This is a genomic window from Burkholderia sp. D-99, assembly GCF_011605345.1.
Taxonomy (GTDB): domain Bacteria; phylum Pseudomonadota; class Gammaproteobacteria; order Burkholderiales; family Burkholderiaceae; genus Burkholderia.
In genome coordinates this window covers 409,954-433,983 of record NZ_JAAOXM010000003.1, presented here as the reverse complement: position 1 = coordinate 433,983, position 24,030 = coordinate 409,954, and the positions used below count along the sequence as shown (strand labels likewise).

Annotated in this window: 19 protein-coding genes and 1 riboswitch; of the genes, 12 read left to right on the top strand and 7 right to left on the bottom strand. The window is 68.6% G+C overall.

From position 1 onward, the window contains the following. Positions 1-76: 76 nt before the first annotated feature. The 3 genes from HAV18_RS16020 to HAV18_RS16010 form a co-directional block, all read right to left on the bottom strand. Complete coding sequence (locus HAV18_RS16020; RefSeq protein ID WP_047900111.1) at positions 77-430, bottom strand: DUF4148 domain-containing protein; 354 nt, start codon at positions 428-430, stop codon at positions 77-79. 393 nt (positions 431-823) lie between these two features. After that, positions 824-1,093: a hypothetical protein gene (locus HAV18_RS16015; RefSeq protein ID WP_166957451.1), complete on the bottom strand. Its 270-nt coding sequence runs from the start codon at positions 1,091-1,093 to the stop codon at positions 824-826. Between the two features lie 101 nt (positions 1,094-1,194). Continuing rightward, on the bottom strand, positions 1,195-2,301 hold the full coding sequence (locus tag HAV18_RS16010) for a substrate-binding domain-containing protein (protein ID WP_166957449.1): 1,107 nt from the start codon (positions 2,299-2,301) through the stop codon (positions 1,195-1,197). Positions 2,302-2,432: 131 nt separating this feature from the next. Here HAV18_RS16010 and HAV18_RS16005 point away from each other — a divergent pair, with 131 nt between their 5' ends. The 4 genes from HAV18_RS16005 to HAV18_RS15990 are packed head-to-tail and all read left to right on the top strand — an operon-like array spanning position 2,433 to position 7,735. Then, entirely contained in the window at positions 2,433-2,933 is a 501-nt protein-coding gene (locus HAV18_RS16005; protein WP_166957447.1) for an NAD(P)H-dependent oxidoreductase subunit E, read from the top strand. Next, positions 2,930-4,507 carry an NADH-quinone oxidoreductase subunit NuoF gene (locus HAV18_RS16000; protein ID WP_166957445.1) on the top strand — a complete coding sequence of 526 codons (1,578 nt, stop codon included), beginning with the start codon at positions 2,930-2,932 and terminating at the stop codon, positions 4,505-4,507. The genes HAV18_RS16005 and HAV18_RS16000 overlap by 4 nt, the downstream gene beginning before the upstream one ends. A gap of 17 nt (positions 4,508-4,524) precedes the next feature. Then, complete coding sequence (gene fdhF, locus HAV18_RS15995; RefSeq protein WP_166957443.1) at positions 4,525-7,476, top strand: formate dehydrogenase subunit alpha; 2,952 nt, start codon at positions 4,525-4,527, stop codon at positions 7,474-7,476. A 7-nt stretch (positions 7,477-7,483) separates the two neighbouring features. Further along, positions 7,484-7,735 (top strand): formate dehydrogenase subunit delta, encoded by a 252-nt coding sequence (locus HAV18_RS15990; RefSeq protein WP_166957441.1) that lies wholly within the window; start codon positions 7,484-7,486, stop codon positions 7,733-7,735. A gap of 8 nt (positions 7,736-7,743) precedes the next feature. Here HAV18_RS15990 and HAV18_RS15985 read toward each other — a convergent pair whose 3' ends face one another. Next, positions 7,744-9,387 carry an FAD-dependent monooxygenase gene (locus tag HAV18_RS15985; RefSeq protein ID WP_166957439.1) on the bottom strand — a complete coding sequence of 548 codons (1,644 nt, stop codon included), beginning with the start codon at positions 9,385-9,387 and terminating at the stop codon, positions 7,744-7,746. A 130-nt stretch (positions 9,388-9,517) separates the two neighbouring features. Here HAV18_RS15985 and HAV18_RS15980 point away from each other — a divergent pair, with 130 nt between their 5' ends. After that, entirely contained in the window at positions 9,518-11,356 is a 1,839-nt protein-coding gene (locus HAV18_RS15980; RefSeq protein ID WP_407062426.1) for a tetratricopeptide repeat protein, read from the top strand. An 84-nt stretch (positions 11,357-11,440) separates the two neighbouring features. Here HAV18_RS15980 and HAV18_RS15975 read toward each other — a convergent pair whose 3' ends face one another. Further along, positions 11,441-12,736 (bottom strand): MFS transporter, encoded by a 1,296-nt coding sequence (locus tag HAV18_RS15975; RefSeq protein ID WP_166957435.1) that lies wholly within the window; start codon positions 12,734-12,736, stop codon positions 11,441-11,443. A gap of 352 nt (positions 12,737-13,088) precedes the next feature. Here HAV18_RS15975 and HAV18_RS15970 point away from each other — a divergent pair, with 352 nt between their 5' ends. Continuing rightward, on the top strand, positions 13,089-14,048 hold the full coding sequence (locus HAV18_RS15970) for a hypothetical protein (protein ID WP_208101968.1): 960 nt from the start codon (positions 13,089-13,091) through the stop codon (positions 14,046-14,048). 78 nt (positions 14,049-14,126) lie between these two features. Here HAV18_RS15970 and HAV18_RS15965 read toward each other — a convergent pair whose 3' ends face one another. Together HAV18_RS15965 and HAV18_RS15960 are read right to left on the bottom strand one after the other, a co-directional pair. Beyond that, positions 14,127-14,819 carry a DUF2968 domain-containing protein gene (locus tag HAV18_RS15965; RefSeq protein ID WP_166957431.1) on the bottom strand — a complete coding sequence of 231 codons (693 nt, stop codon included), beginning with the start codon at positions 14,817-14,819 and terminating at the stop codon, positions 14,127-14,129. Positions 14,820-14,934: 115 nt separating this feature from the next. Continuing rightward, on the bottom strand, positions 14,935-16,131 hold the full coding sequence (locus HAV18_RS15960) for a gamma-glutamyl-gamma-aminobutyrate hydrolase family protein (RefSeq protein ID WP_166957429.1): 1,197 nt from the start codon (positions 16,129-16,131) through the stop codon (positions 14,935-14,937). 279 nt (positions 16,132-16,410) lie between these two features. Between HAV18_RS15960 and HAV18_RS15955 the strand changes: the two genes are divergently transcribed. The 6 genes from HAV18_RS15955 to guaD all read left to right on the top strand — a co-directional run bounded on the left by HAV18_RS15955 (position 16,411) and on the right by guaD (position 23,505). Next, complete coding sequence (locus HAV18_RS15955) at positions 16,411-17,091, top strand: GntR family transcriptional regulator (RefSeq protein WP_166957427.1); 681 nt, start codon at positions 16,411-16,413, stop codon at positions 17,089-17,091. A gap of 6 nt (positions 17,092-17,097) precedes the next feature. Then, entirely contained in the window at positions 17,098-18,474 is a 1,377-nt protein-coding gene (locus HAV18_RS15950; protein ID WP_166957425.1) for an amidase, read from the top strand. A 139-nt stretch (positions 18,475-18,613) separates the two neighbouring features. Next, positions 18,614-19,126 carry a disulfide bond formation protein B gene (locus HAV18_RS15945; protein ID WP_166957423.1) on the top strand — a complete coding sequence of 171 codons (513 nt, stop codon included), beginning with the start codon at positions 18,614-18,616 and terminating at the stop codon, positions 19,124-19,126. A gap of 642 nt (positions 19,127-19,768) precedes the next feature. Further along, complete coding sequence (gene xdhC, locus HAV18_RS15940; RefSeq protein ID WP_166957421.1) at positions 19,769-20,773, top strand: xanthine dehydrogenase accessory protein XdhC; 1,005 nt, start codon at positions 19,769-19,771, stop codon at positions 20,771-20,773. An 18-nt stretch (positions 20,774-20,791) separates the two neighbouring features. Continuing rightward, entirely contained in the window at positions 20,792-21,817 is a 1,026-nt protein-coding gene (locus tag HAV18_RS15935; protein ID WP_166957419.1) for an adenosine deaminase, read from the top strand. A gap of 371 nt (positions 21,818-22,188) precedes the next feature. Then, positions 22,189-23,505 carry a guanine deaminase gene (gene guaD / locus HAV18_RS15930; RefSeq protein WP_166957417.1) on the top strand — a complete coding sequence of 439 codons (1,317 nt, stop codon included), beginning with the start codon at positions 22,189-22,191 and terminating at the stop codon, positions 23,503-23,505. Positions 23,506-23,852: 347 nt separating this feature from the next. After that, a riboswitch (yybP-ykoY riboswitch) is annotated at positions 23,853-23,990 on the top strand. The last annotated feature ends 40 nt before the right edge of the window (positions 23,991-24,030 follow it).

Genomic DNA, 24,030 nt, shown 5'->3' with positions numbered 1-24,030 from the left:
GCAGCGGCCGGCCCGGGTGCCACGGTGCGGGGCGCGACGCGTCGTCGCACCCCGCGCACACCGGGCAATGCGCGGCTTAGCTGCCGCGATACAGCGACTTCATTTCTTCCGCGGAGGCCGGACGCACGCCCATTGCACGCGAACCCGATGCCGACGCACCCTGCGCCTGTGCGCCGTAACCGCTGGCGTCGGCGCCTTGCGCTTGCGCCAGCGCGCTGCGCTGCTGCTCTGCAACACGCGCCGTTGCAGCCTGGATCGCTTCCGGATAATGCGGATCTTCGCCGCGAGCGGAGTTGTAACCTGCCTGCTGCAACTGGACCAGTTCGGCGCGAACCTGCGCGCGGGTGATCGTCGAACCCGACTGGGCAAACGACACGACCGGGGCGACGAGAGCGGCAGCAACGACAACAGCTTGAACGAGCGACTTCATGATGACCTACCTCCAGATTTGTCTGTGTTCGCGGTGAACACCTTGTTCATCGCTGACAACCCGAAGTTTATGTAGGCGGATGCTTAAGAATAAGGCAGGTTTCTGGAAGTCATCCTTCCTGATTTGCGGGTTAACCCTAAATCACAGCCCAGGCCGGCGATGCGCACACGCGGGCATCGCCCGGCATCGAGTCGCGTGAAGATTCGCCAGAAAGCAAAAGCCCCGCGAAGCGGCAACGCTTCGCGGGGCTCGGACCGAATCGGAATCGCACGGGACTCCGGCAGTTGCCGGTCAGCCGGTCAGCCGGTCAGCCGGCTAGGCCGGTGCACAGACGCAACGCGCGCCAAACAACCGGCGCCGCATGACCTCGTGCGGACGCACCCGTCCACCCGGTTACTGGCTATCCTGCGGACACTTCAGGTTGCAGCCGTTCGGATCGCCCATGTCGCCCTTGCGACGCAAGGCCGACTTCTTGCCGCTCTGGTATTTCTGCGACGGCGTCGACGCTGCGAACGGCATCTGCGGATGCTCGTTCAGGCGAAACTGTTCGCTCAGGATACCGCCGGGCACACCCGGGGAATTCTGCGCGAGCGCAAACGGCGAAACAGCGGCCAGCAGCCCCGCGGTCAACGCTGCCGCGGCGAGGGGAACGGAAAATTTCATGGCGGGATGACGCTTGAACGGCGTGCTTGTTGGAACGTTGGTCAAGCGGCAAGCGTAGCGCAAATCCCCCGCTGCTGCAGCGCGGTGCGATCGCGCCCGCGTTACCGGGAATTGCCGTCCGGCACGCTCGCGCCGTCGCCGCCGGCCAGCCCCGTCGCGATGCTCGTCAGCGTTCCGCACGCGGCCGGATCGTAGCCGTCGAGATGCGCGACACGCTCGACGAAGCGCGCGTCGCGCAGCAGCGCCAGTACGCCGGCTAGTGGCCGTGCGTCGAGCCGCGCACGTTCGCACGCGAAGTAATAGTCTTCGTCGACGACCGGGATGAAATCGAGCCCGAAATGATGGGCGGCAGGCTCGACGCCGAAGCCGAGATCGGCCATCCCGCTCGCGACGAACGCTGCGATCGCCGAATGCGTGAGTTCCGCCGACGCGTAGCCGTCGATGCGCTCGGGATCGATGCCGATCGCGCGCAGCGCAAGATCCAGCAGCATGCGCGTGCCCGACCCCGGCTGGCGGTTGACGAAGCGGATGTCATTGCGTGCGAGATCCGCGAGCCCACGAACCTGCTTCGGGTTGCCGCGCGGTACGAACAGCCCCTGCTGGCGCCGTGTCAGGTGAATCAGCACATGGCGCGTATCGTCGAGCCACGGCCGGTAAATCTGTGCGCACTGCGCGCGAAACGCACCGCGCGGCAGATGGAAGCCGGCCAGGTCGCACTCGCCGCGGGCAAGCGCCTGCACGGCCTCGACGCTCTCGCGATACTTGATGTCGACAGCCGCCTGCGCATCGACGAGCGCCGATACGAGCGTCGCGACCGCGTAGCCGTGCGACGCGTGGATGCGCACGGCGCCGTCGCGCTGCGCGAGCCGCCGGTTCAGGTCGCTCGCCACTTCAGCCGCCAGCGTTCGCAAGTTCCCGTCGAGCCGGCTGCGCGCGAGGCGCTGCGCGTCGACGACCGCCTGCCCAAGTGCGGACAGCGTCGAGCCCTTGCCTCGCGCCGTTTCGATCAGTTCCCCGCCGATGCACGCCTCCAGCGCGCGCAGCATGCCCCACGCGTGCCGGTAGGACAGCCCTTTCGCTTGGGCAGCCTGCGCAATGCTGCCCGTGTCGGCCACGAGTTCCAGCAAGGGCGCGACATCCGACAGGCTGGCCGCACGGCCTTCCGTGTCGCGTACGGTCAGATACGCGTCGCATTCGATTCGAATCAATTATGCACTCCGATTTCCTATTGCGACCGCCAGATCTTCCGCTTATCGTTGGTCGAAATCAATCAGAACGAAGTCGCGATGCGCACTATATGAATTGCGAGCGCATATGAGACTTTGGAGGAGCACAAGCGATGTCCCCGAATTCCCAAGCGCCCGACGCGCTCGTCGAGCGCCATGCACGCGCCGGCCAGTCGCTCGTGGCGATCCTGCACGCGATCCAGGACGACGCGGGTTACGTACCGCCGGGCTGCGTCGCGCCGCTCGCCAAGGCGCTCAACCTGTCGCGCGCGGAAGTGCACGGCGTACTGACTTACTACCACCACTTCCGCACCGCGCCGCCCGCGCGCGTGACGATCCAGATGTGCCGTGCCGAAGCGTGCCGCAGCATGGGCTGCGAAGCGCTGGCCGCGCATGCGGAAGCCCGCACGGGTTGCCGGCTCGACGCGGCACACGGCGATGTCGCGAATGCGCATGCGCCCGGTGACGTCGCGCTCGAATCGGTCTACTGCCTCGGACTGTGTGCGCAGTCGCCGTCGCTGACAGTCAACGGCGTGCTGCACGCCAGGGTCACGCCGGAGAAATTCGACGCGCTGCTCGCCGAGGCGGTCGCTCATACCCCGGAGGCCGCATGACGACCCGCATCTACGTTCCGCGCGATTCGTCCGCGCTCGCACTCGGCGCCGACGCGCTCGCCGCCGCGATCGCGGCGGAAGCCCAACGGCGCGGCGTCGCCGTCGAACTGGTCCGCAACGGTTCGCGCGGGCTGCTGTGGCTCGAGCCGCTCGTCGAGGTCGGCACGGCCGCCGGCCGCGTCGGCTATGCGAACCTGTCGGCCGCCGACGTGCCGGCCCTGTTCGACGCAAACTGGCTAGAAGGCGGCACGCATCCGAGCGGTGTCGGCCTCGTCGACGCATTGCCCTATCTCGCGCGCCAGCAGCGCCTCACCTTCGCGCGCATCGGCCTGACCGATCCGCTGTCGATCGACGACTACCTGCAATACGAAGGCCTCGCCGGCCTGAAGAACGCACTGGCGCTCGACGGCAATGCCGCGTGCGAGACGCTGCTCGAATCGGGGTTGCGCGGCCGCGGTGGTGCTGCGTTCCCGGCAGGCATCAAGTGGCGTACGGTCCGGCATGCAAGCGCCACGCAGAAATACATCGTCTGCAATGCAGACGAAGGTGATTCGGGCACCTTCTCCGACCGCCTGATCATGGAGTGCGATCCGTACTGCCTGATCGAAGGGATGATCATCGCGGGCGTCGCGACCGGCGCGACGGTCGGCTACATCTACGTGCGCAGCGAATACCCGCACGCGATCGCCACGCTCGAAGCCGCGATCGTCCGCGCACGTGAAGCCGGCTGGCTCGGCGAGCACGTGCTCGGTTCCGCGCATGCATTCGAGCTGCACGTCGCGAAAGGCGCGGGCTCGTACGTGTGCGGCGAGGAAACGGCACTGCTCGAATCGCTCGAAGGCAAGCGCGGTGTCGTGCGGGCGAAACCGCCGCTGCCCGCGCTCGCCGGCCTGCACGGTCAGCCGACCGTCATCAACAACGTGATCACGCTTGCAACGGCACCCGTGATCTTCGCGCGCGGCGCCGCGTTCTATCGCGACTACGGGATGGGCCGCTCACGCGGGACGTTGCCGTTCCAGCTCGCGGGCAACATCCGCCACGGCGGCCTCGTCGAGCTCGCGTTCGGCGTCACACTGCGCGAGCTGCTGTTCGATTTCGGCGGTGGGACGGCAAGCGGCCGGCCCGCACGCGCCGCACAGGTCGGCGGCCCTCTCGGCACCTACCTTCCCGGCCACCAGTGGGACGTACCGCTCGACTACGAAGCGTATACGGCGATCGGCGCGGTAGTCGGCCACGGTGGCATCGTGCTCCACGACGATACGTCGAACCTCGCCGAGCTGGCCGAATACGCGATGAAGTTCTGCGCGATCGAGTCGTGCGGCAAGTGCACGCCGTGCCGGATCGGTTCGACGCGCGGCGTCGAGACGATCGCGCGCATCCGCCACGGCGATACGTCGGAGCGGCAGGTCACGCTGCTGCGCGATCTGTGCGACACGATGCTGGCCGGTTCGCTGTGCGCGATGGGCGGCATGACGCCCTACCCGGTGCTGTCCGCACTCGACCATTTCCCCGAAGATTTCGGGCTCGCCGCCGGCAAGGATGCCGCGTCGGGTCCGGTCAAGGCTGCGGCCTGACCCAGAAGGAGCCCTGCATGTCACTCGACACGAACAACGTCCGCCAAGGCGGCTGCGGCTCGGGCCAATGCGCGTGCAAGAGCGCCGCGCAAGCGCGTGCCCGCGACCCGTTCGACGATACCGACTACGGCACGCCGCAACGGCATGCCGATATCGACGTCACGCTCGAAATCGACGGCCAGCCCGTTACGGTGCCGGCCGGCACGTCGGTAATGCGCGCGGCGATCGAAGCCGGCGTCAACGTCCCGAAGCTCTGTGCGACCGACTCGCTCGAACCGTTCGGCTCGTGCCGGCTGTGCCTCGTCGAGATCGAAGGCCGGCGCGGTTATCCCGCCTCGTGCACGACGCCTGCCGAAGCGGGCATGAAGGTGCGCACGCAGTCGGACCGGCTGCAGTCGCTGCGCCGCAACGTGATGGAGCTGTACATTTCCGACCATCCGCTCGACTGCCTCACCTGCCCCGCCAACGGCGACTGCGAGCTGCAGGACATGGCGGGTGTCGTCGGGCTGCGCGAAGTGCGCTACGGCTTCGACGGCGCGAATCACCTGAAAGACCGCAAGGACGAATCGAATCCGTACTTCACGTACGACCCGTCGAAGTGCATCGTCTGCAACCGCTGCGTGCGCGCCTGCGAGGAAACGCAGGGCACGTTCGCGCTGACGATCGCCGCACGCGGCTTCGAATCGCGCGTCGCCGCAGGCGAAAGCGAATCGTTCATGGCGTCGGAATGCGTATCGTGCGGCGCGTGCGTCGCCGCATGCCCGACCGCCACACTGCAGGAAAAGTCGGTCGTGCAACTCGGGCAGGCCGAACACTCCGTCGTCACGACCTGCGCGTACTGCGGCGTCGGCTGCTCGTTCAAGGCCGAGATGAAAGGCACGCAGGTCGTGCGCATGACGCCGCACAAGAACGGCCTCGCGAACGAAGGCCACGCGTGCGTGAAGGGACGCTTCGCCTGGGGTTATGCCACGCACAAGGATCGCATCACGAAGCCGATGATCCGCGAGAAGATCACCGACCCGTGGCGCGAAGTCAGCTGGGACGAAGCGCTCACCTACGCGGCAACGCAATTCCGCAAGCTGCAGCAGAAGTACGGCCGCGACTCGATCGGCGGCATCACGTCGTCGCGCTGCACGAACGAGGAAACCTACCTCGTGCAGAAACTGGTGCGCGCCGCGTTCGGCAACAACAACGTCGACACCTGCGCACGCGTATGCCACTCGCCGACGGGCTATGGCCTCAAGACGACGCTCGGCGAATCGGCCGGCACGCAGACGTTCGCGTCGGTCGGCCAGGCCGACGTGATCGTCGTGATGGGCGCGAACCCGACCGACGGCCACCCGGTGTTCGGCTCGCGGATGAAGCGGCGTGTGCGTGAGGGTGCGAAGCTGATCGTGATCGACCCGCGCCGCATCGACGTCGTCGACGGCCCGCACGTGAAGGCCACCCACCATCTGCAGCTGCGCCCCGGCACCAACGTCGCGATCGTCAATGCGCTCGCGCACGTGATCGTCACCGAAGGGCTCGTCGCCGACGCGTTCGTCGCCGAACGCTGCGAGACGCGCGCATTCGAGCAGTGGCGCGACTTCGTATCGCGTGCCGACAATTCGCCCGAGGCGACCGCCGACGTGACGGGCGTGCCGGCCGAGCTTGTCCGTGAAGCCGCGCGCCTCTATGCGACGGGCGGCAATGCCGCGATCTACTACGGGCTGGGCGTGACCGAGCACGCGCAGGGCTCGACGACGGTGATGGGCATCGCCAACCTCGCGATGGCGACCGGCAACGTCGGCCGCGAAGGTGTCGGCGTCAATCCGCTGCGCGGCCAGAACAACGTGCAAGGCTCGTGCGACATGGGCTCGTTCCCGCACGAGCTGCCCGGCTACCGGCACATCAGCGACACGATCGTGCGCACGCAATTCGAACAGGCGTGGTCGGCCACGCTGCAACCGGAACCGGGGCTGCGCATCCCGAACATGTTCGACGCGGCGCTCGACGGCAGCTTCAAGGGGCTCTACTGCCAGGGTGAGGACATCGTCCAGTCGGACCCGAATACGCAGCACGTCGCGGCCGCGCTGTCGGCCATGGAATGCATCGTCGTACAGGACATCTTCCTGAACGAGACCGCGAAATACGCGCACGTGCTGCTGCCCGGCTCGTCGTTCCTCGAGAAGGACGGCACGTTCACGAACGCGGAACGCCGCATCTCGCGCGTGCGCAAGGTGATGCCGCCGCTCGCGGGCTACGCGGACTGGGAAGTCACGTTGATGCTGTCACGCGCGCTCGGCTACGAGATGGACTATGCGCATCCGTCGGAAATCATGGACGAGATCGCACGACTCACGCCGACCTTCTCGGGCGTGTCGTACGCGAAGCTCGACGCGCTCGGCAGCATCCAGTGGCCGTGCAACGAGCACGCCCCGGAAGGCACGCCGACGATGCATATCGACGCATTCGTGCGCGGCAAGGGCAAGTTCGTGATCACGCAGTTCATTGCGTCGCCGGAGAAGGTCACACAACGTTATCCGCTGATCCTGACGACGGGTCGCATCCTGTCGCAATACAACGTCGGCGCGCAGACACGCCGCACCGAGAACGTCCGCTGGCATGAAGAGGATCGCCTCGAAATCCATCCGCACGACGCTCAGGATCGCGGTATCCGCAGCGGCGACTGGGTCGGTATCGAGTCGCGTGCGGGGCAGACGGTGCTGCGCGCGCTCGTGACCGAACGCATGCAGCCGGGCGTCGTCTATACGACGTTCCACTTCCCCGAATCGGGTGCGAACGTGATCACGACGGACAGTTCGGACTGGGCGACGAACTGCCCCGAGTACAAGGTGACGGCCGTGCAGGTGCTGCCCGTCGCGCAGCCGTCCGACTGGCAGCAAGCCTACGCGCGCTTCAACGCGGAGCAGCTCGATCTGCTCGAGCGCCGTGCAGCCGCGACCGCCGGCGTGACGACAGGCAAGTGAGGAAGCGATGGACAACGGACACCTGATCGACATGGCCAACCAGATCGGCGCATTCTTCGAATCGATGCCCGATCGCGACGAAGCGCTGGCCGGCATCGCCGACCATATCCGGCGCTTCTGGGAGCCGCGGATGCGCCGCGCGTTTCTCGCGGCGTTCGACGATCCGTCGGGCGAGGCCGCGCAACGCGCGGCGCCGATCGTGCGCGACGCGATCGCCGTGCATCGAGCGTCGCTCGTGCCCGCCGCGGCGAGCGCCTGACCGCACCGCTACGCGGGCCGCGACATGCCCGCGAACCAGCTTTCGCAGTGGCGCAGCAACGCGTTCACGTCGGTCGCCGTGCGCCCGCGCGCGGCCACATAACCGTCGGGCCGCAGCAGGTAAAACGACGGCCGCGAGCGGCCATACTCCTGTGCCAGCCCGGCATCGCCGCCTTCGGCATCGGTGACGCGCCAGGCGCGCACCGCATCCGGCATGATCCGTTCGAGCCCCTGAACGAGCGCCTGCGCGTCGGCCGGCATCGGCAGCACCGCGCCGGCGTCGGCATTCGCCGGCTCTTCGAGCAGCAGCAGCGTGAAGCTCGCCGGATCGTGCAGGTCGTATAGCCGCGCCGATCCGGGCGCCTGACCGAGCGGCCCGTCGAGCACGCGCACGTGCGCGTCGGGTGCCCGCTCGCCAGCGCGCGGCCCGCCATCGAGCAAGCGCTCCAGCGTGAGCGGACTCTTCCGGTACTGCACGCCGAGCTCGCTGACCGTACGCCGCACCGCGTCGCGCATCGGCCCGAACGACGCCAGCAGCGGTACGACATGATCGCGCAGCAGCTTCATCGCGCCGCGCTCGGCTTCGACGATCTGCGTGACGAAACCGGTCTGCCGCAACACGTCGCGCTCAATCGGATGACGTTCCGCGTGATACGTGTCGAGTAGCCGCTCGGGCGTGCCCGCGCCGAGCACGCGCGCGAGCTTCCAGCCAAGATTGAACGCCTCCTGGATGCCGGTGTTCATGCCCTGCGCACCCGCCGGGCTGTGGACGTGCGCGGCGTCGCCCGCGAAGAATACGCGGCCGTAACGGAGCCGGTCGACCATCCGGCTGTGCAGGTGAAAATAGGACGACCACGCGAGATCGCTCGGCGAGATCGACGCACCGGCGCGGGCACGCACGATCGCGTCGCAATCCGCGAGCGACGGGGTCGGCGCATCGGGCGACGCGTCGCTGCCGGGCGGCCGGTCGGCCACGAGCCGGTAACGGCCGCCGCCCATCGGAAACAGGCCGGCGATGCCTTCGGGCGTCGTGAACAGGTGAATCTCTTCGTCCGGCCAGTCGGGTATTGCCGCGAAATCGGCAAGCAGGAAAGTCTGCTCGAACGCCTGCCCGGTGAAGCCCAGGCCGAGCAGATGCCTGACCGTGCTGTGTGCGCCGTCGGCAGCGATCAGGTATGACGGTGCGAACGATTCGTCACGACCGTCGGCGCAGCGGATCGACACGTCGAGCGACGCGCCACCCGCATCGCATGCGGTCAGCGTCGCGCCGCGCTCGACCGTCACGCCGAGCCCGGCCAAATGCTCGGCGAGCAGGCGCTCGGTGACGGTCTGGTCGAGAAACAGCAGGTACGGATAGCGCGTGTGCAACGGATCGAAATCGAGCCGCGCGATCACGCGGCCGTCGGCGTGCAGCTCAGCTGCATGCGCACGATGGCCGAGCGCGAGAAACGGTTCGACCGCGCGATGCTGCTCCAGCAATTCGAGCGTGCGCGCCTGAATGCCGATCGCGCGCGAATGCGGCGCGGGCGCAGCAAGCCGATCGATGATGCGCACCGGCACGCGGGCCCGCGCGAGGCTCATCGCCGCGGCAAGGCCGGTCGGCCCAGCACCGACAATCAGCACGGGCCGGATATCGGACAGTGTGTCAGCCATGAGAACCTCGATGGCACGCGATCCTGCAAGTCTACGCCGCTCCACGTGACGGGGCCATATGCCGATCGGCCGACGCGCGGTACCGCCGCGCGGTGTGGGAAAATACGTGCTTTCCGTCAGTTATCGCGTTATGGATTCCGCATTCGACCGGGCGTATGCCGCACACCGCGCGGGCCGCCTCGCCGAGGCCGAGCACGGCTATCGCAACGCGCTCGCCTCCAACCCCGCCAACGCCGACGCGCTTCACCTGTTCGGCGTGCTGCGGCACCAGCAGGGCCAGCACGCCGAGGCGGCCGACCTCGTCGGCCGCGCCGTCGCGCTGCGTCCGGACGATGCCGCGCTGCAGCTCAATCTCGGCAACGCGCTGAAGGCGCTCGGCCGGCTCGACGAAGCGGTCGACCGCTTTCGCAACGCGCTGACGCTCGCGCCCGAATTTCCGCTCGCCCACTACAACCTCGGCAACGCGTATGCGGCGCTGCAGCGTCACGACGATGCGATCGACGCATTCGCTCGCGCGCTCCGGCTCACGCCCGACGACGCATCGATCCACAACAATCTCGGCAACGCGCTGAACGCGCTCGGCCGCCACGACGACGCGCTCGCCGCGTTCCATCGCGCGCTCGAGTTGCGGCCCGGGCATGCGGGGGCGCACAACAATCTCGCGATGGCGCTGAACGCGACGGGCCGCGCCGACGACGCGATCGCGCACTTCCAGGCCGCGATCGCCGCGCAGCCGCGCTTCGTCGCCGCGCATTTCAATCTCGGCAACACGTTCGACGCGGTCGGCCGGCATGCCGAGGCGGCCGCCGCGTTCGAAGCCGCGCTCGCGCTGCATCCGCCGTTTCCGCTTGCGTTGTTCGGGCTCGCGAACGCACTGAGCGCGCAGGCACGCCACCGCGACGCGCTGCCCTACTACGAGCGTGCCGTCGGTCTCGATCCATCGTTCAGCCTGGCCTGGCTGAACCTCGGCAACGCCCATCACGCACTCGGTGCGCACGAGATGGCGCTGCGCGCATTCGACCAGGCCCTGCGTGTCGCACCCGATCTCACGCTGGCACGGCTGCACCGCGCGGTCACGCTGCTGACGCTCGGCGACTTCACGCGCGGCCTGCCCGCCTATGAAGCGCGTCACGACACGCCGGGCGCGACGCCGCTCGGCACGCTGCCGCGCTGGCAAGGCGAGCCGATTGCGTCGCGCACGCTGCTGATCCGCGCGGAACAGGGCTTCGGCGACACGCTGCAGTTCGTCCGCTTCGTGCCGCTCGCCCGCGCACGCTGCGCGCGCGTCGTGCTCGAAGTCCAGCCGGAACTCGTTACGCTGCTGGCACCGGCGGCAGCACGCTGGCGCGTGACGCTCGTCGCGCAGGGCACCGCGAAACCGCCTGCCGCGGATCTCGCCTGCACGCTGATGAGCTTGCCGTTCCTGCTCGGACTTCAGACGGAGGGCATCGTTGCCGGCTCGCGCTACCTCGACGCCCCCGACGGCGCCGGCCGGCGCTTTCGCGGCTCGCTCGGCGGACAGTCGAAGCGCAAGTTCGGCCTCGCGTGGTCGGGGCGCCGGCAGGCGCAGGAAAACCGCTCGATGCCGTTCGACGCGCTCGCGCCACTGCTCGCGCTGCCGGATATCGACTGGATCGTGCTGCAACCCGCACTCGACGACGACGAACGTGCGCGTGTCGACGCGCATCCGCGCGTGCACCGGCTCGACGGCCGGCTGAGCGCCTTTGCGGACACGGCCGCGCTGATCGAGCGGCTCGACGGCGTCGTCACGATCGATACGGCGGTCGCACACCTCGCCGGCGCGCTTGGCAAGCCGCTGTGGGTCATGCTGCCGTTCGCGCCCGACTGGCGCTGGTTCACCGGCGACGACTGCCCGTGGTATCCGCAGGCCAGGCTCGCCCGCCAGCCCGCGCCAGGGCAATGGCTCGACGTGGCGGCCGCGGTCGCCGGCATGCTGCGCGAAGCCTGAGCGCAGACGAAAAAAGGGAGCGCGGCGCGCTCCCTTTTTCAATGCGATGCGTGCGGCCGGCGCCGCGCGACATGCGCTTGCCTGTCAGGCCGCCTTGTACTGGTTGCGAGCCTCGGGCGTGCGATACAGCACGAGTGTCGCGATCAGCCCGCAAATCGCGGCAACGCTCAGCCACAGCCCCGGCGCCGCCTTGTTTCCGGTCTGATGAATCATCAGCGTCGAGATCGCGGGCGTGAAGCCGCCGATCGTCGTCGCCAGGCTGTATGCAAGCGAGAAGCCAGCCGTGCGCACGTCGGCCGGCATCACTTCGGTCAGCGCAACGACCATCGCACCGTTATACGACGCATACAGGAATGACAGCCACAGCTCGACCGCGAGCAGCCGCAGGAACGACGGATCGCCGACGAGCCACAGCACGGCCGGGTAAGCCGACAGCAGCGTCAGCACGGTGAACGCAATCAGCACCGGGCGGCGACCGATGCGGTCGGACAACGCACCGGACAGCGGCAGCCACACGAGATTGGAAATCCCCACGCAGACGGTCACGACGAGCGCGTCGAGCGACGACAGGTGCAGCACTTCCTTGCCGAACGTCGGCGTATAGGCGGTGATCATGTAGAACGACACCGTCGTCATGATCACCATCCCCATGCCCGCCACCACGACGCCCCAGTTGTCGAGCATCGAACGCATGATCTCGCCCATCGTCGGACGATGACGCTTCGCGAGGAACTCGTCGGTCTCCTTCAGCGAACGCCGGATCAGGAACAGGAACGGCACGATCAGGCAGCCGATCAGGAACGGAATGCGCCACCCCCACGCGGTCATCTCCTCGGCCGGCAGCGCGCGGTTGAGCAGCACGCCGACGAACGCGGCGAACACGACGGCCACCTGCTGGCTGCCCGACTGCCACGACGTATAGAACCCCTTGTGCCCCTTCGTCGCGATCTCCGACAGATAGACCGACACGCCGCCCAGTTCAACGCCCGCCGAAAAGCCCTGCAGCAGCCGGCCGAGCAGCACGAGCGCCGGCGCGAGCACGCCGATCGTCGCGTAACCGGGCACCGCGGCCACCGTGAGCGTGCCGAGCGCCATCAGCCCGAGTGTCAGGATCAGCCCCTTGCGCCGGCCGTGATGGTCGATGTACGCACCGAGCACGATCGCACCGACCGGCCGCATCAGGAAGCCCGCACCGAACACCGACAGCGACAGCATCAGCGACGCGAATGCGTTGCCGCTCGGAAAGTAGGTTTTCGCGATGGCCGACGCGTAATAGCCGTAGACCATGAAGTCGTACATTTCCAGGAAGTTGCCGCTGACGACCCGGAACACGGTGCGGAATTTCGATTCCTGCGCGATGGCGTGTGACGCTGTGGACATGTTTTTCTCGCTCAGCTCGGATGGCGCGAATCCGCGCCGCATGGATCCGACGACGCACGCGGCACCGGGCCGGCGCGCACGGGCATCGCTGCCCGCCGGCGGCGCACCGCGCGACGACGCGCGCACCGGCATGGTTCGCGCATCATGCCACGCCAACCCGACATTTGCCTTGTGTCGCCGCTGCCGGTGCCGTCGCGGCGTTCTCCTCGTACGAGTCGCCCCGAAACGGAAGCAAAAATCAGATTGGTCTGATCGACCTGCTCTCGCCATCTGACCACAATGTCACGATTTGCGACGACATTTCCGCGCCGCGGCCGCCACGGTTGCCTGTGTCGCGCGGCGTACCGCCCTCATGACCCCATCGCCCCTCGTCCCCGTCGAAGGCGCACTCGCCCGCCCTCGCGTCGCCCCGCTCGATAACGTCCCGTCGTTCGGTCGCGAATGGACCTTTCGCGGCGCACCCGGTGCACGGCCCGACAGGCACTGCCTCGCCACGCTGACGACGTCCTGCATCGACGTCGACCGGCCACACCGCACGTGCCGCTGGCCGCCACGGCCCGTGACGGTATCGATGCCGATTTCGGCAGGCGCGCCGGTCGTGCCGGCTGCCGTTGCCGGCGCGCGCGTCCTACGTACCGTCCGCCGCTCTCGCGACCGGCGTGCAACGTACGCGATCTGCTGGAGCATCGGCGCGCTCGGCATCATCGGCTGGCTGATCGCCGCGCACGAACCGCCTGCGGGATTCGGGCCCACATACGCGATTCACGCGGCCGGTAGCGTGCCGGATCACGCTACGTCGTCCGGCACCGTGCAGGTCGCCACGGTACGGCCGCGTACGTCGACGAGCGCTCCACCGCGGCGCACGATGGCCGCGCCTGTCGCGACAATGGCCGAATCGCCGCAGGCCACGCACCACGTCACGCATCGTCCGACACCGCTTCGCCCGAAGACAACGTCCAACGTGCCGCACACGGCCGCTGCATCGCTCCCCCGTTCGAACGACCGGCGCAGCAAGACGGCGGCACCGGCCCGGCCCGCGAACGTGTCGCGGCTGGCCGCGCGCCCACCGATCCGGAGCAGCACGCTCGACGCCCGCACACGTGATCAGCTCGCCCCCGCGTCGCGCGCAATCGCCGACACGCGCGACACGCTCGACACGCTCGACGATCCGCTCACGCTGATCGCGATGGCAAGCGCGCTGCGCGCTACCGAGCCGGCCCGTGCAACGCACGCGCCGGCCGCCGGTTTCGACTGGTCGGCGCAACTGTCCCACCGCCGCCTGACCGACACGCCGGACGCGTTCGCGCGCTGACGGCCGTGCCATGAAAAAACCCGGCGAAGCTCGCTTCGCCGGGTTTTGCTCGTTGCTCTCCGTCCGTCTGACGAATCGTTACTTGTGCGCAGGCAGCCCCGTCTCGGTCTGCTTCTCGAGTTGCCGCACCTGTTCCTGCAGATCACGCAGCTGCATCTGCGCGGCCCGCTTCTCGACCTGCAGCGCCTGTGCCTGCTCCTGCGCCGAACGCTGCCGCTGCGCGACTTCGGCCTGCTGGCTGCGCGCAACGCTCAGGTCGGCCTGCAACTGCTGCGCACGATTCGCCTGCAGCGCGATCACGCGCTCGAGAAACGCCTTCTGCGCCTCCAGCTCGGTACGGCGGATCTCGATATCGGCGAGTTGTACGGTCTGCTGAACGAAGTTCGCGTACACCATCTCCGCGCGGCTCTTCTCCTGCGACCGGATCACACGCCACAGGTGCTTGTCCTGGAACAGCGCGACGTAGTACGTCATCTCGCGCGGATCGAACATCAGGCTCGCACCGTAGCTGCCGTTGTACGTCGTGCGCATCTCGACGATCCGGCCATCGTGCAGCATCTGCGTCAGCTCGGCGACGTTGCCTTGCGCGGATGCATCCGTCGCCGCCGCGGTGGATGCGGCCGCGTCGCCGCGCAGGCTCGTGACCGCCGGGCGCGTACCCGCGGCGGGCGCGGTCGCGTCGGCGGACCAGGCCGTGCCCGCTTGCGTGCAGGCAGCCAGCGCAACGATCCACGTCGCGCATCGTGCAGAGGAAAAATTTCGGAAAGCCAACGTTGGACTCCGGCGAACGAATCGGAACTCGCGATTATCGTTCATAACGAAACGGCCGCATCTCGAATTTATCGGGATGCGGCCGGCCTTCGTATGACGCGAAGAAAGTGGCTTGCTACAGGCGGGTTTCGCGCGCCGCGCGCAGGAACGCATCGAGCAGCGGCGTGCAGTCGAGCAGCTCCGAGCCGCCGGCGCGATGGAACTCAGGGTGCCACTGCACGCCGACGACGAACGGCGAACGCCGGTGGCGAATGCCTTCGATGATCCCGTCGCCCGCCGACACGGCCTCGATGTTCAGATCGCGGCCGAGATCGCGGATCGCCTGATGGTGAATCGAGTTGACGATCGCTTCGCTACGCCCGGGGAACATGCTCGCGAGCGTCGACGAATCGGGAAAGCGGATGGCGTGGCGATGCTGGTCGTAATGCTCGCTCACGTGCGCATTCGCGGTCGGCACATCGGTGGCGATGTCCTGGTACAGCGAGCCGCCGAACGCGACGTTGATCAGCTGGCAGCCGCGGCACACGCCGAGGACGGGTTTGCCGGATTCGACGAACTCGTGCAGCAGCTCGAGTTCGTACATGTCGCGCACGCGATCGCCCGGCCATTCGGGGCGCACGTCGGACGCGGCATAGGTTTGCGGCGATACGTCGGCGCCCCCCTGCAGCAGCAGGCCGTCGAGATGCTTCGCGTAGTCGCGCAGGCGGATATTGCTCGGGTGAATCATGCCCTGGTGGCCGACGGTCGGAATCATGAACACGAGCACGTCGCGCGACATCACCCAGTGCGCGATCGATTCCTCGAGATACTGCAGCGTCTTGCCCCGCAGCCCCTTCGCACCCGGTTCCGGATGGAAGATCCGCGCCGACACGCCGATGCGCAGCGTGCGCTGCGTGATGCGCTGGCCGGCGCGGTCGAACAGCCGGCGCGCACGCGCGGCCACGATCCGGCCGAATACCGACCACGGCGTGTCGCTCTGCTTCAGGTAGGCCGGCGGCGCATTCTGCGCGCTCGCGGGCGGCGGGCGCGGCGTGTCGAAGTCGGGCTGCGCGCCGAATCCCGGCGGCGGCGCGCCGGGCTTCGGCGGCGCGGCAGCGGCAGCGGTAGCGCCATTGACGGCGGCACCCGCTGCACCGGGCGCGCCCGGCTCGGAGCCCGCCGTGACCGGCGACGCGCCGTCCGCGGCGACGTTCTGCGCGGCAACCTGGGCTGCCGGCGCATCCGGCGCTTTCGCCGGATCGGTTCGGGGGGAATCGGAAGAAACGGAGACGGTGCCGGGCAGACCGGCCGGGGAAGGCGTGTTTTCGCTCATGACGATGGTCTGGTACGTCGCTCACGCGTATGGATAAACGAGGATTCATTATGCTTCAGCGCACGATCAAGCGGCAAACCTGCAACATCCTGTCGATATTGTTGCAAGTCGACGGCAAACTGCGCCGGGAAACGGCCCCGCCGGTGCGCCGGCAAACCGATGCGACACCGCCAATACTGGACACCAGTGATATATCACAATAATATCCAGGCATCGTCCACGCTTTCCGATCGCCCCTGCCATGATCGCGCCCCGTCCGGCCGCCGCGTCGCACCCCGCATGAATGCCCTGACCGACGTCACCCGCGACCGCCCCGTCGCGCCGGCAGCCAGCCTCGCCGACCGCGCGTACGCGCTGATCCAGCGCGACATCATCACGATGCGCCTGAAGCCCGGCGCCGCGCTCAACGAAGCCGACCTCGTCGCACGCACCGGTATTGGCCGCACGCCGGTGCATCAGGCCGTGCATCGGCTCGTGCTCGAAGGGCTGCTGTCCGTGATGCCGCGCAAGGGATTGATGGTGCAGCCGCTGTCTCTCGATGACATCGTCGCGGTGATCGACGTGCGGCGCATCAACGAGGCGCATTGCGCGGAACTCGCCGCGCGCCACGCAACGCCCGACGATCTCGCGCGCCTGGCCGCGCTGCTCGACGAAGGACAGGCGTGTGTCGACACGCACGACGTCGAGGGCATGATGGAACTCGACCGCGCGTTCCACCAGGCGATCGCCGCGGCCGCGCGCAATGCGGTCCTCGCCGAGATCCTGCGCGCGTTGCACGAGCGCGCGCTGCGCTTCTGGTTCGTCACGCTGTCCGAACCGCACCATCTCGCCGACGTCCAGCACGAGCATCGCGAGCTGTTCGACCGGCTGTCCGCGCACGATGCTGCCGGCGCGCGCATAGCCGTCGAAAGCCATATCGATTCGTTCCGCTCCACGCTCCTTCAACATCTTCGCCCCTGAGCCGCCATGACCACTTTCACGCCCTTCCCCCCGCTCGCCCGGCTCGCCGCCGACCTCGCCGCCGGCCGGACCACGAGCCGCGCGCTCGTCGACACCGCGCTCGACCGGATCGCCGATCCGTCGGGCCAGGGCGCGGTCGTCTTCACCGAAGTCGATGCCGACAACGCGCGCGCGGCCGCCGACGCGCACGACCGGCTGCGCGCCGCGGGCACCGTGCTGTCGCCGCTCGCGGGCATTCCCGTGTCGGTCAAGGACCTGTTCGACGTCGCGGGCCAGGTGACGCGCGCGGGTTCGCGCGTGCTCGACGGCGCGCCGGCAGCGCGCACCGATGCGGTCGCCGTCGCGCGGCTCAAGCGGGCGGGCGCGGTGCTGGTCGGCCGCACCAACATGAGCGAATTCGCATTCTCGGGACTCGGGCTGAATCCGCACTTCGGCCACCCGCGCTCGCCGTACCACCGCGACGTGCCGGGCGACGCGCGGATTTCCGGCGGCTCGTCGTCCGGCGCGGCGGCGTCCGTTGCCGACGGGATGGCCGCCGTCGCGCTCGGCACCGACACGGGTGGCTCGATCCGCATTCCGGCCGCCCTGTGCGGGCTGACGGGCTTCAAGCCGACCGCGAGCCGGATCCCGACGCAAGGCGGCGTGCCGCTGTCGACGACGCTCGACTCGTTCGGCCCGATCGGCCTGACCGTCGCCTGCTGTGCGCTCGTCGACCGGATGCTCGCGGGCCTCGAACCGCACGTGCCGGCCGCCCGGCCGCTCGAGGGCGTACGGCTCGGCGTGCTGACGAACTACGTGACGGACGGTGTCGATGCCGACGTCGCGGCCGCGCTCGACGCCGCGCTCAAGCATCTCGAAGCCGCCGGCGCGATCGTCACGGAAGTGCGCTTCCCGGCGCTCGACCGGCTGCCGGACATCAACCGCTTCGGCTTCTCGCCGATCGAGGCCTACGCGTGGCATCGCCCGCTGCTCGCCCAGCACCGCGACCGGTACGACCCGCGCGTGCTCACGCGGATCCTGAAGGGCGAACCCGCAAGCGCGGCCGACTATCTCGACCTGCTCGCCGCGCGCACGGCGATGCTCGACGAAGCCGCGCACACGGTCTGGTCGCGCTTCGATGCGCTCGTCGCGCCGACGGTGCCGGTCGTGCCGCCGCGCATCGCCGAACTCGAAGCGGACGACGCCGCGTTCACGCGCACCAATGCGCTGATCCTGCGCAACCCGAGCGCGTTCAACTTCCTCGACGCTTGCGCGCTATCGCTGCCCTGCCATCCGCGCGACGCTGCGCCGGTCGGCCTGATGCTCGCGGCCGCACCGCATCGCGACGACGCGCTGCTCGCGATCGGCCAGGCGGTCGAGGCCGTGCTGAACACGATCCGCTGAGCGCGGCCAAGCGAGCGCCGTCGGACAGGACGCGTGGTGCGGCAGGTCGCCGCACCCGCGCTGTCAGTTTCGTGCCAGACCGTTCGCGCTAAAATCGCGCGATTGTTTTCCGGACCGACCCACGAGGAACCCCGCCGACATGAACGACTACACGCTCGCAATCCGCCGCGAACGCCGCCTGCTGATGCTGCTCGGATGGGTGTGCATCGCCCTGCTGGCCGGTGCGCTCTACCTGCAGTACGTGAAGAACGAAGACCCCTGCCCGCTGTGCATCATCCAGCGCTACTTCTTCTGCGCGATCGGGATCTTCGCGTTCCTGGCTGCCGGGATCCGCAACTGGCGCGGCGTCTGGGTGCTCGAGCTGCTGATCGCGATCGCCGCGGCCGGCGGCGTCGGCACGGCCGCCCGGCATCTGACGATCCAGATGAATCCGGGCTTCAGCTGCGGCTTCGACACGCTGCAGCCGATCGTCGACAGCCTGCCGCCCGCGCAGTGGTTCCCCGGCATGTTCAAGGTCGCCGGGCTGTGCGAGACCGTCTACCCGCCGATCTTCGGCATCCTGCTGCCCGGCTGGTCGCTGATCGGTTTCGCCGCGATCCTGATCGCCGTCGTCGCGAGCCTCTGGCGTCATCGTCGCAAGCTCGCGGCCTGACCGGCCGGTTTCATACCGGCCTGCGCGCGGCCCGCTCGCCCGGGCCGCACACCGCCGGCCGCTAACCGCCCGCCCCCGGAGCGCTCGCCGGCCCAGCCCGGCCGGTCGCCCCTGACTGGCCGCCCTGGGCGGCCCCGCGTAAACACCTACACCGCCGCCGCCCGGATATCCGGGCGAACGCGCATCGCGCGACTTCCGCGCCCGGCCCCGCCACGCCTGCGTTTCGGCCCGACGTGCAAGCATCGACGCCCCGATCCCGAGCGGCGGGCCTATGATCGACATGATCGCCTCCTGATAGCCCGGATCACCGCCCCGCGATGTTCCCTTCGCCTTGCGGTGCTATCTTCGTGACTGGATGGCGATCTACGTGCGCGAGGCCAGGCGGTCTCACCACCCCTGCGTAACGCGCGCCCGATCCGCAATGTCGACTGGATTCATCATGACAACGCAAACCATCCGCATCCGTCACCCTCATGGCGTCCGCTCATCCGGCGGTGCCGTCCGCACGCGCCGTCCGCGCGCTGCCGCCGCACCGCATCGGCCCTGCGGCCGGCCCGCCCCGCTCCCGTCCGTCCTCGTTGCCGCCACGCTCGCCAGCCCGCGCCGCGTGTCGTGCCGCGTCGTCCCGAACGGAGTGTGCTGATGGAAGCCTGGCTCGGCGATCTGCAGCAACTGCTCGCGCACGGCGAAGCGGCCGTGCTCGTGACGGTCGCGCATACCGACGGCTCCGCGCCGCGCGAAGCCGGCACCAAGATGCTCGTCACGCGCGACACGGCCCGCCATACGATCGGCGGCGGTCATCTGGAATGGAAGGCGATCGAGATCGCGCGGCATCTGCTGAAGGATGGCGCGCACGTGCCGCACGCGCGCCGGCTCGAACGGCTCGCGCTCGGCCCGAGCCTCGGCCAGTGCTGCGGCGGCGCCGTGGTGCTCGCGTTCGAGCGGCTCGACGTCGGCGATCTCGGCTGGATCATGTCGCTCGCGAAGCGTGTCGCGGCCGGCGCCGCGACCGTGCGTAGCGTATCATTCGGCCCCTCGCCGGGCGCGCCGCTGTTGAGCGAGCCCGAATCGGAAGCCGCGCGTGCCGACTGCCTGCTGTGGGAAACCGGCGGCGTGTCGCTGATGACCGAAACGATCGCGCCGTATGCGTTCCCCGTCGTGCTGTTCGGCGCCGGGCACATCGGCACCGCGCTCGTGAAGGTACTGGCGACGCTGCCGTGCCAGGTGCGCTGGATCGACGGGCCCGATGCGGTGTTCCCGCCGGCCGACGCGCTCGCCGGCATCGGCAACCTCGCGATCGAAGCCGCCGCTGCCCCGGCGGACGCGGTCGACGCGGCGCCGCCACAGTCCTACTTCGTCGTGATGACGCACGACCACGCACTCGATTTCGTGCTGGCCGAGCGCATCCTGCGGCGCGGCGACTACGCGTACTTCGGGATGACCGGCTCGCACGCGAAACGCGTGCAGTTCGATCATCGCCTCGCGGCGATCGGCATCGACCCGGCCCAGGTCGCGCGGATGCGCTGCCCGATCGGTGTCGAAGGCATCATCGACAAGGCGCCCGAAGTGATCGCGATCTCGGTGGCTGCGCAATTGCTGCAGGCCGTCGAGGCGAATGCGTCCGCGCAGGCTTCCCCTACCTACTGACCGACCAAGAACGACGCCATGACCCCGACATTCAAGGACAAGATTGCCCGCGCGCCGAAAGCGGAGCTGCACATTCATATCGAAGGCTCGCTCGAGCCCGAACTGATTTTTGCGCTCGCGCAGCGCAACGGCGTGAAGCTCGCGTACGACTCGATCGACGCGCTGCGCGCCGCGTACGCATTCACCGACCTGCAGTCGTTCCTCGACATCTATTACGCCGGCGCGAGCGTGCTGCTGACCGAGCAGGACTTCTACGACATGACGGCCGCGTACTGCGAACGCGCGCTTGCCGACAACGTCGTCCATACCGAACTGTTCTTCGATCCGCAGACGCACACCGAGCGTGGCGTGCCGATCGAGACGGTCGTTGCGGGCATCGAGCGCGCACTCGCCGATGCCGAACAGCGCGGGCTGTCGAGCAAGCTGATCCTGTGCTTCCTGCGCCACCTGTCCGAAGAGGACGCGCTCGCGACGTTCGAATCCGCGCGGCCGCTGTTCGAGCGCTATCGCCACCGACTGATCGGTGTGGGCCTCGACTCGTCCGAGCTCGGCCATCCGCCCACCAAGTTCGCGCGCGTGTTCGAGAAAGCGCGCGCGCTCGGGCTGAAGCTCGTCGCGCACTCGGGCGAGGAAGGCCCGCCCGCCTATATCTACGAAGCGCTCGACGTGCTGAAGGTCGACCGGATCGACCACGGCGTGCGCAGCATCGAAGACGCGGCGCTGGTCGAACGCCTCGCCAAAACGCGCACCGCGCTGACCGTCTGTCCGCTGTCGAACCTGAAGCTGTGCGTGTTCGACGACATGGCGAAGCACACGCTGAAGGCGCTGCTCGATCGCGGCGTCGCGGTGACGATCAACTCCGACGATCCGGCCTATTTCGGCGGCTACGTCAATGAAAACTACTTCGCGACGGCCGAAGGGCTGCAGCTCACGGATGCCGAAGTTCATGCGGTGATCCGCAACGGCTTCGAGGCGTCGTTCATCGAACCGAAGCAGCGCGACGCACTGTACGCGCGCCTCGACGCGTACTGGCAGGCCGCGTGACGACCCGCATCGAGGAACGCTAGACAGATGAGACACGGCAACGGCATCCGCTTCGCGACCACCGGTTCGGCCTTGCGCCGCGGCGATCGCGTGCGTGCACGCGTGGCGACGGCACTGTCCGTCGTCGCTCGCCTATGCCTGCCGTCGCGGTATGCCGTTCCGTTCGCCGCCGCATCGGTCGCGAGCGCAACGGCTGCGAGGTTAGCCGGCAACCACTGGCTGGCGGCTTCGGCCGCCACGTTCGCCCGCGCAATCGCCTTCGGTCGTGCCGCACGCAGCGTGCCGCAACCGCTCGCGAAGCACCGTCCCGCCCCCGTGCGGCGTCGCTCGCTTTCTTCTGTTCGCCTTACCTTGATGCAGGACCATTCGTCATGACGCAAACCGCTTTCCGTTCCCAGCTGCTGACCTTCAACGGCGACCCGGCGCAATCGAGCCAGGCCGCGAACTACGAGGCCGACGGCCTCCTGATCGTCGCCGACGGCAAGGTCGTCGCGGCCGGCCCGTACGCGCAGCTCGCCGCGACGCTCGCGCGCGACGCGGTCGTCCACGACCTGAGCGACAAGTTGATCGTGCCCGGCTTCATCGACACGCACATCCACTACCCGCAGACGGACATGATCGCGTCGCCGGCGCCGGGCCTGCTGCCGTGGCTGGACAAGTACACGTTCCCGACCGAGCGCCAGTTCGGCGACCCCGAGCATGCGCGCGAAGTCGCCGATTTCTTCGTCGACGAACTGCTCGCCTGCGGCACGACGAGCGCGCTCGTCTACTGCACGGTGCACAAGCAGTCGGCCGATGCGTTGTTCGCGGCAAGCGACGCGCGCGACCTGCGGATGATCGCGGGCAAGGTGCTGATGGACCGCAACTGCCCCGAGTTCCTGCGCGACACCGCGCAATCCGGTTATGACGACAGCGCCGAGCTGATCGACCGCTGGCACGGCAAGGGCCGCCAGATGTACGCGCTCACGCCGCGCTTTGCACCGACGTCGACCGAGGCCCAGCTCGAAGCGTGCGGCGAACTCGCGCGCCGCCACCCGGACGTGTTCGTGCAAAGCCACGTCGCGGAGAACGTCGACGAGGTGAAATGGGTGGCCGAGCTGTTCCCCGGCCATCGCAGCTATCTCGACATCTACGACCGCTACGGGCTGCTGCGTCCGCGCGCGGTGTACGGCCACTGCATCCACCTCGACGACGAGGACCGCCGCCGGATGGCCGAGACGCGCACCGTCGTCGCGCACTGCCCGACGTCGAACTTCTTCCTCGGCAGCGGGCTGTTCGATTTCGACAAGGCCGGTGAATACGACGTGCCCGTCACGCTAGCGACCGACGTCGGCGGCGGCACGTCGTTCTCGATGCTGCAGACGATGAACGAGGCGCACAAGGTCGCGCGGCTGTCGGGGCATCACCTGACTGCAACGCGGATGTTCTGGCTCGCGACGGCCGGCGCCGCGCAGGCGCTCGACCTCGCCGATACGGTCGGCACGCTCGCGCCGCGCACCGAGGCCGACTTCGTCGTGCTCGATCCGCAGGCCACGCCGCTGCTCGCGCGCCGGACGAAGCGTGCGGATTCGCTCGAGGAGTTGCTGTTCGCGTTCGCGCTGCTCGGCGACGACCGCGCGGTGTACCGCACCTATGCGGCCGGCAAGCTCGTCCACGAGCGCGGCGCCGCGCGCCGCCCGGCTGCGTAACGGCGTTCCCGGGGACTCGTCCCGGCAGGCACGGGCATCCGCTGCCGTGTCTGCCGTGTCTGCCGTGTCTGCCGTGTCTGCCGTGTCTGCCGTGTCTGCCGTGTCTGCCGTGTCTGCCGTGTCTGCCGTGTCTGCCGGGTCTGCCGGGTCTGCCGGGTCTGCCGGGTCTGCCGGGTCTGCCGGGTCTGCCGGGTCTGCCGGGTCTGCCGGGTCTGCCGAGTCTGCCGAGTCTGCCGAGTCCGCCGAGTCCGCCGTACGGCCGGAGACTGCCGAACGCCGATCCCGCCCCGCCCCCAGGCGCCGCGCCGCCCGGCCGCTTTCCCGCACGCGACGCGCCGTGCTAGAATTCGCCGCTCATTGGGGAGTAGCCGCTCCGCTCGATGTCCCGCGCTCCCGGCGTGCATCGTGACGGAGGCGTCCGTCAACAGACTTGGCCGTACGGCCATGGCGGGCGCAGCCACCTAGGCCTGGCGAGACCGATGGTTCACGGTGCGCCGCATCAGGGCCCGGCGCACCGTGGATCGT

Excerpts from the sequence above, each read along its gene's own strand:
- HAV18_RS16000 (WP_166957445.1), top strand. The coding sequence starts at position 2,930 with ATGACGACCCGCATCTACGTTCCGCGCGATTCGTCCGCGCTCGCACTC.
- HAV18_RS15970 (WP_208101968.1), top strand. The coding sequence starts at position 13,089 with ATGACCCCATCGCCCCTCGTCCCCGTCGAAGGCGCACTCGCCCGCCCT.
- HAV18_RS15975 (WP_166957435.1), bottom strand. The coding sequence starts at position 12,736 with ATGTCCACAGCGTCACACGCCATCGCGCAGGAATCGAAATTCCGCACC.
- HAV18_RS15990 (WP_166957441.1), top strand. The coding sequence starts at position 7,484 with ATGGACAACGGACACCTGATCGACATGGCCAACCAGATCGGCGCATTC.
- HAV18_RS15935 (WP_166957419.1), top strand. The coding sequence starts at position 20,792 with ATGACCCCGACATTCAAGGACAAGATTGCCCGCGCGCCGAAAGCGGAG.
- HAV18_RS15985 (WP_166957439.1), bottom strand. The coding sequence starts at position 9,387 with ATGGCTGACACACTGTCCGATATCCGGCCCGTGCTGATTGTCGGTGCT.
- HAV18_RS16020 (WP_047900111.1), bottom strand. The coding sequence starts at position 430 with ATGAAGTCGCTCGTTCAAGCTGTTGTCGTTGCTGCCGCTCTCGTCGCC.
- HAV18_RS15960 (WP_166957429.1), bottom strand. The coding sequence starts at position 16,131 with ATGAGCGAAAACACGCCTTCCCCGGCCGGTCTGCCCGGCACCGTCTCC.
- HAV18_RS15950 (WP_166957425.1), top strand. The coding sequence starts at position 17,098 with ATGACCACTTTCACGCCCTTCCCCCCGCTCGCCCGGCTCGCCGCCGAC.
- HAV18_RS16005 (WP_166957447.1), top strand. The coding sequence starts at position 2,433 with ATGTCCCCGAATTCCCAAGCGCCCGACGCGCTCGTCGAGCGCCATGCA.
- HAV18_RS15980 (WP_407062426.1), top strand. The coding sequence starts at position 9,518 with ATGGATTCCGCATTCGACCGGGCGTATGCCGCACACCGCGCGGGCCGC.
- HAV18_RS15955 (WP_166957427.1), top strand. The coding sequence starts at position 16,411 with ATGAATGCCCTGACCGACGTCACCCGCGACCGCCCCGTCGCGCCGGCA.
- guaD (WP_166957417.1), top strand. The coding sequence starts at position 22,189 with ATGACGCAAACCGCTTTCCGTTCCCAGCTGCTGACCTTCAACGGCGAC.
- HAV18_RS15945 (WP_166957423.1), top strand. The coding sequence starts at position 18,614 with ATGAACGACTACACGCTCGCAATCCGCCGCGAACGCCGCCTGCTGATG.
- xdhC (WP_166957421.1), top strand. The coding sequence starts at position 19,769 with ATGGAAGCCTGGCTCGGCGATCTGCAGCAACTGCTCGCGCACGGCGAA.
- HAV18_RS16015 (WP_166957451.1), bottom strand. The coding sequence starts at position 1,093 with ATGAAATTTTCCGTTCCCCTCGCCGCGGCAGCGTTGACCGCGGGGCTG.
- fdhF (WP_166957443.1), top strand. The coding sequence starts at position 4,525 with ATGTCACTCGACACGAACAACGTCCGCCAAGGCGGCTGCGGCTCGGGC.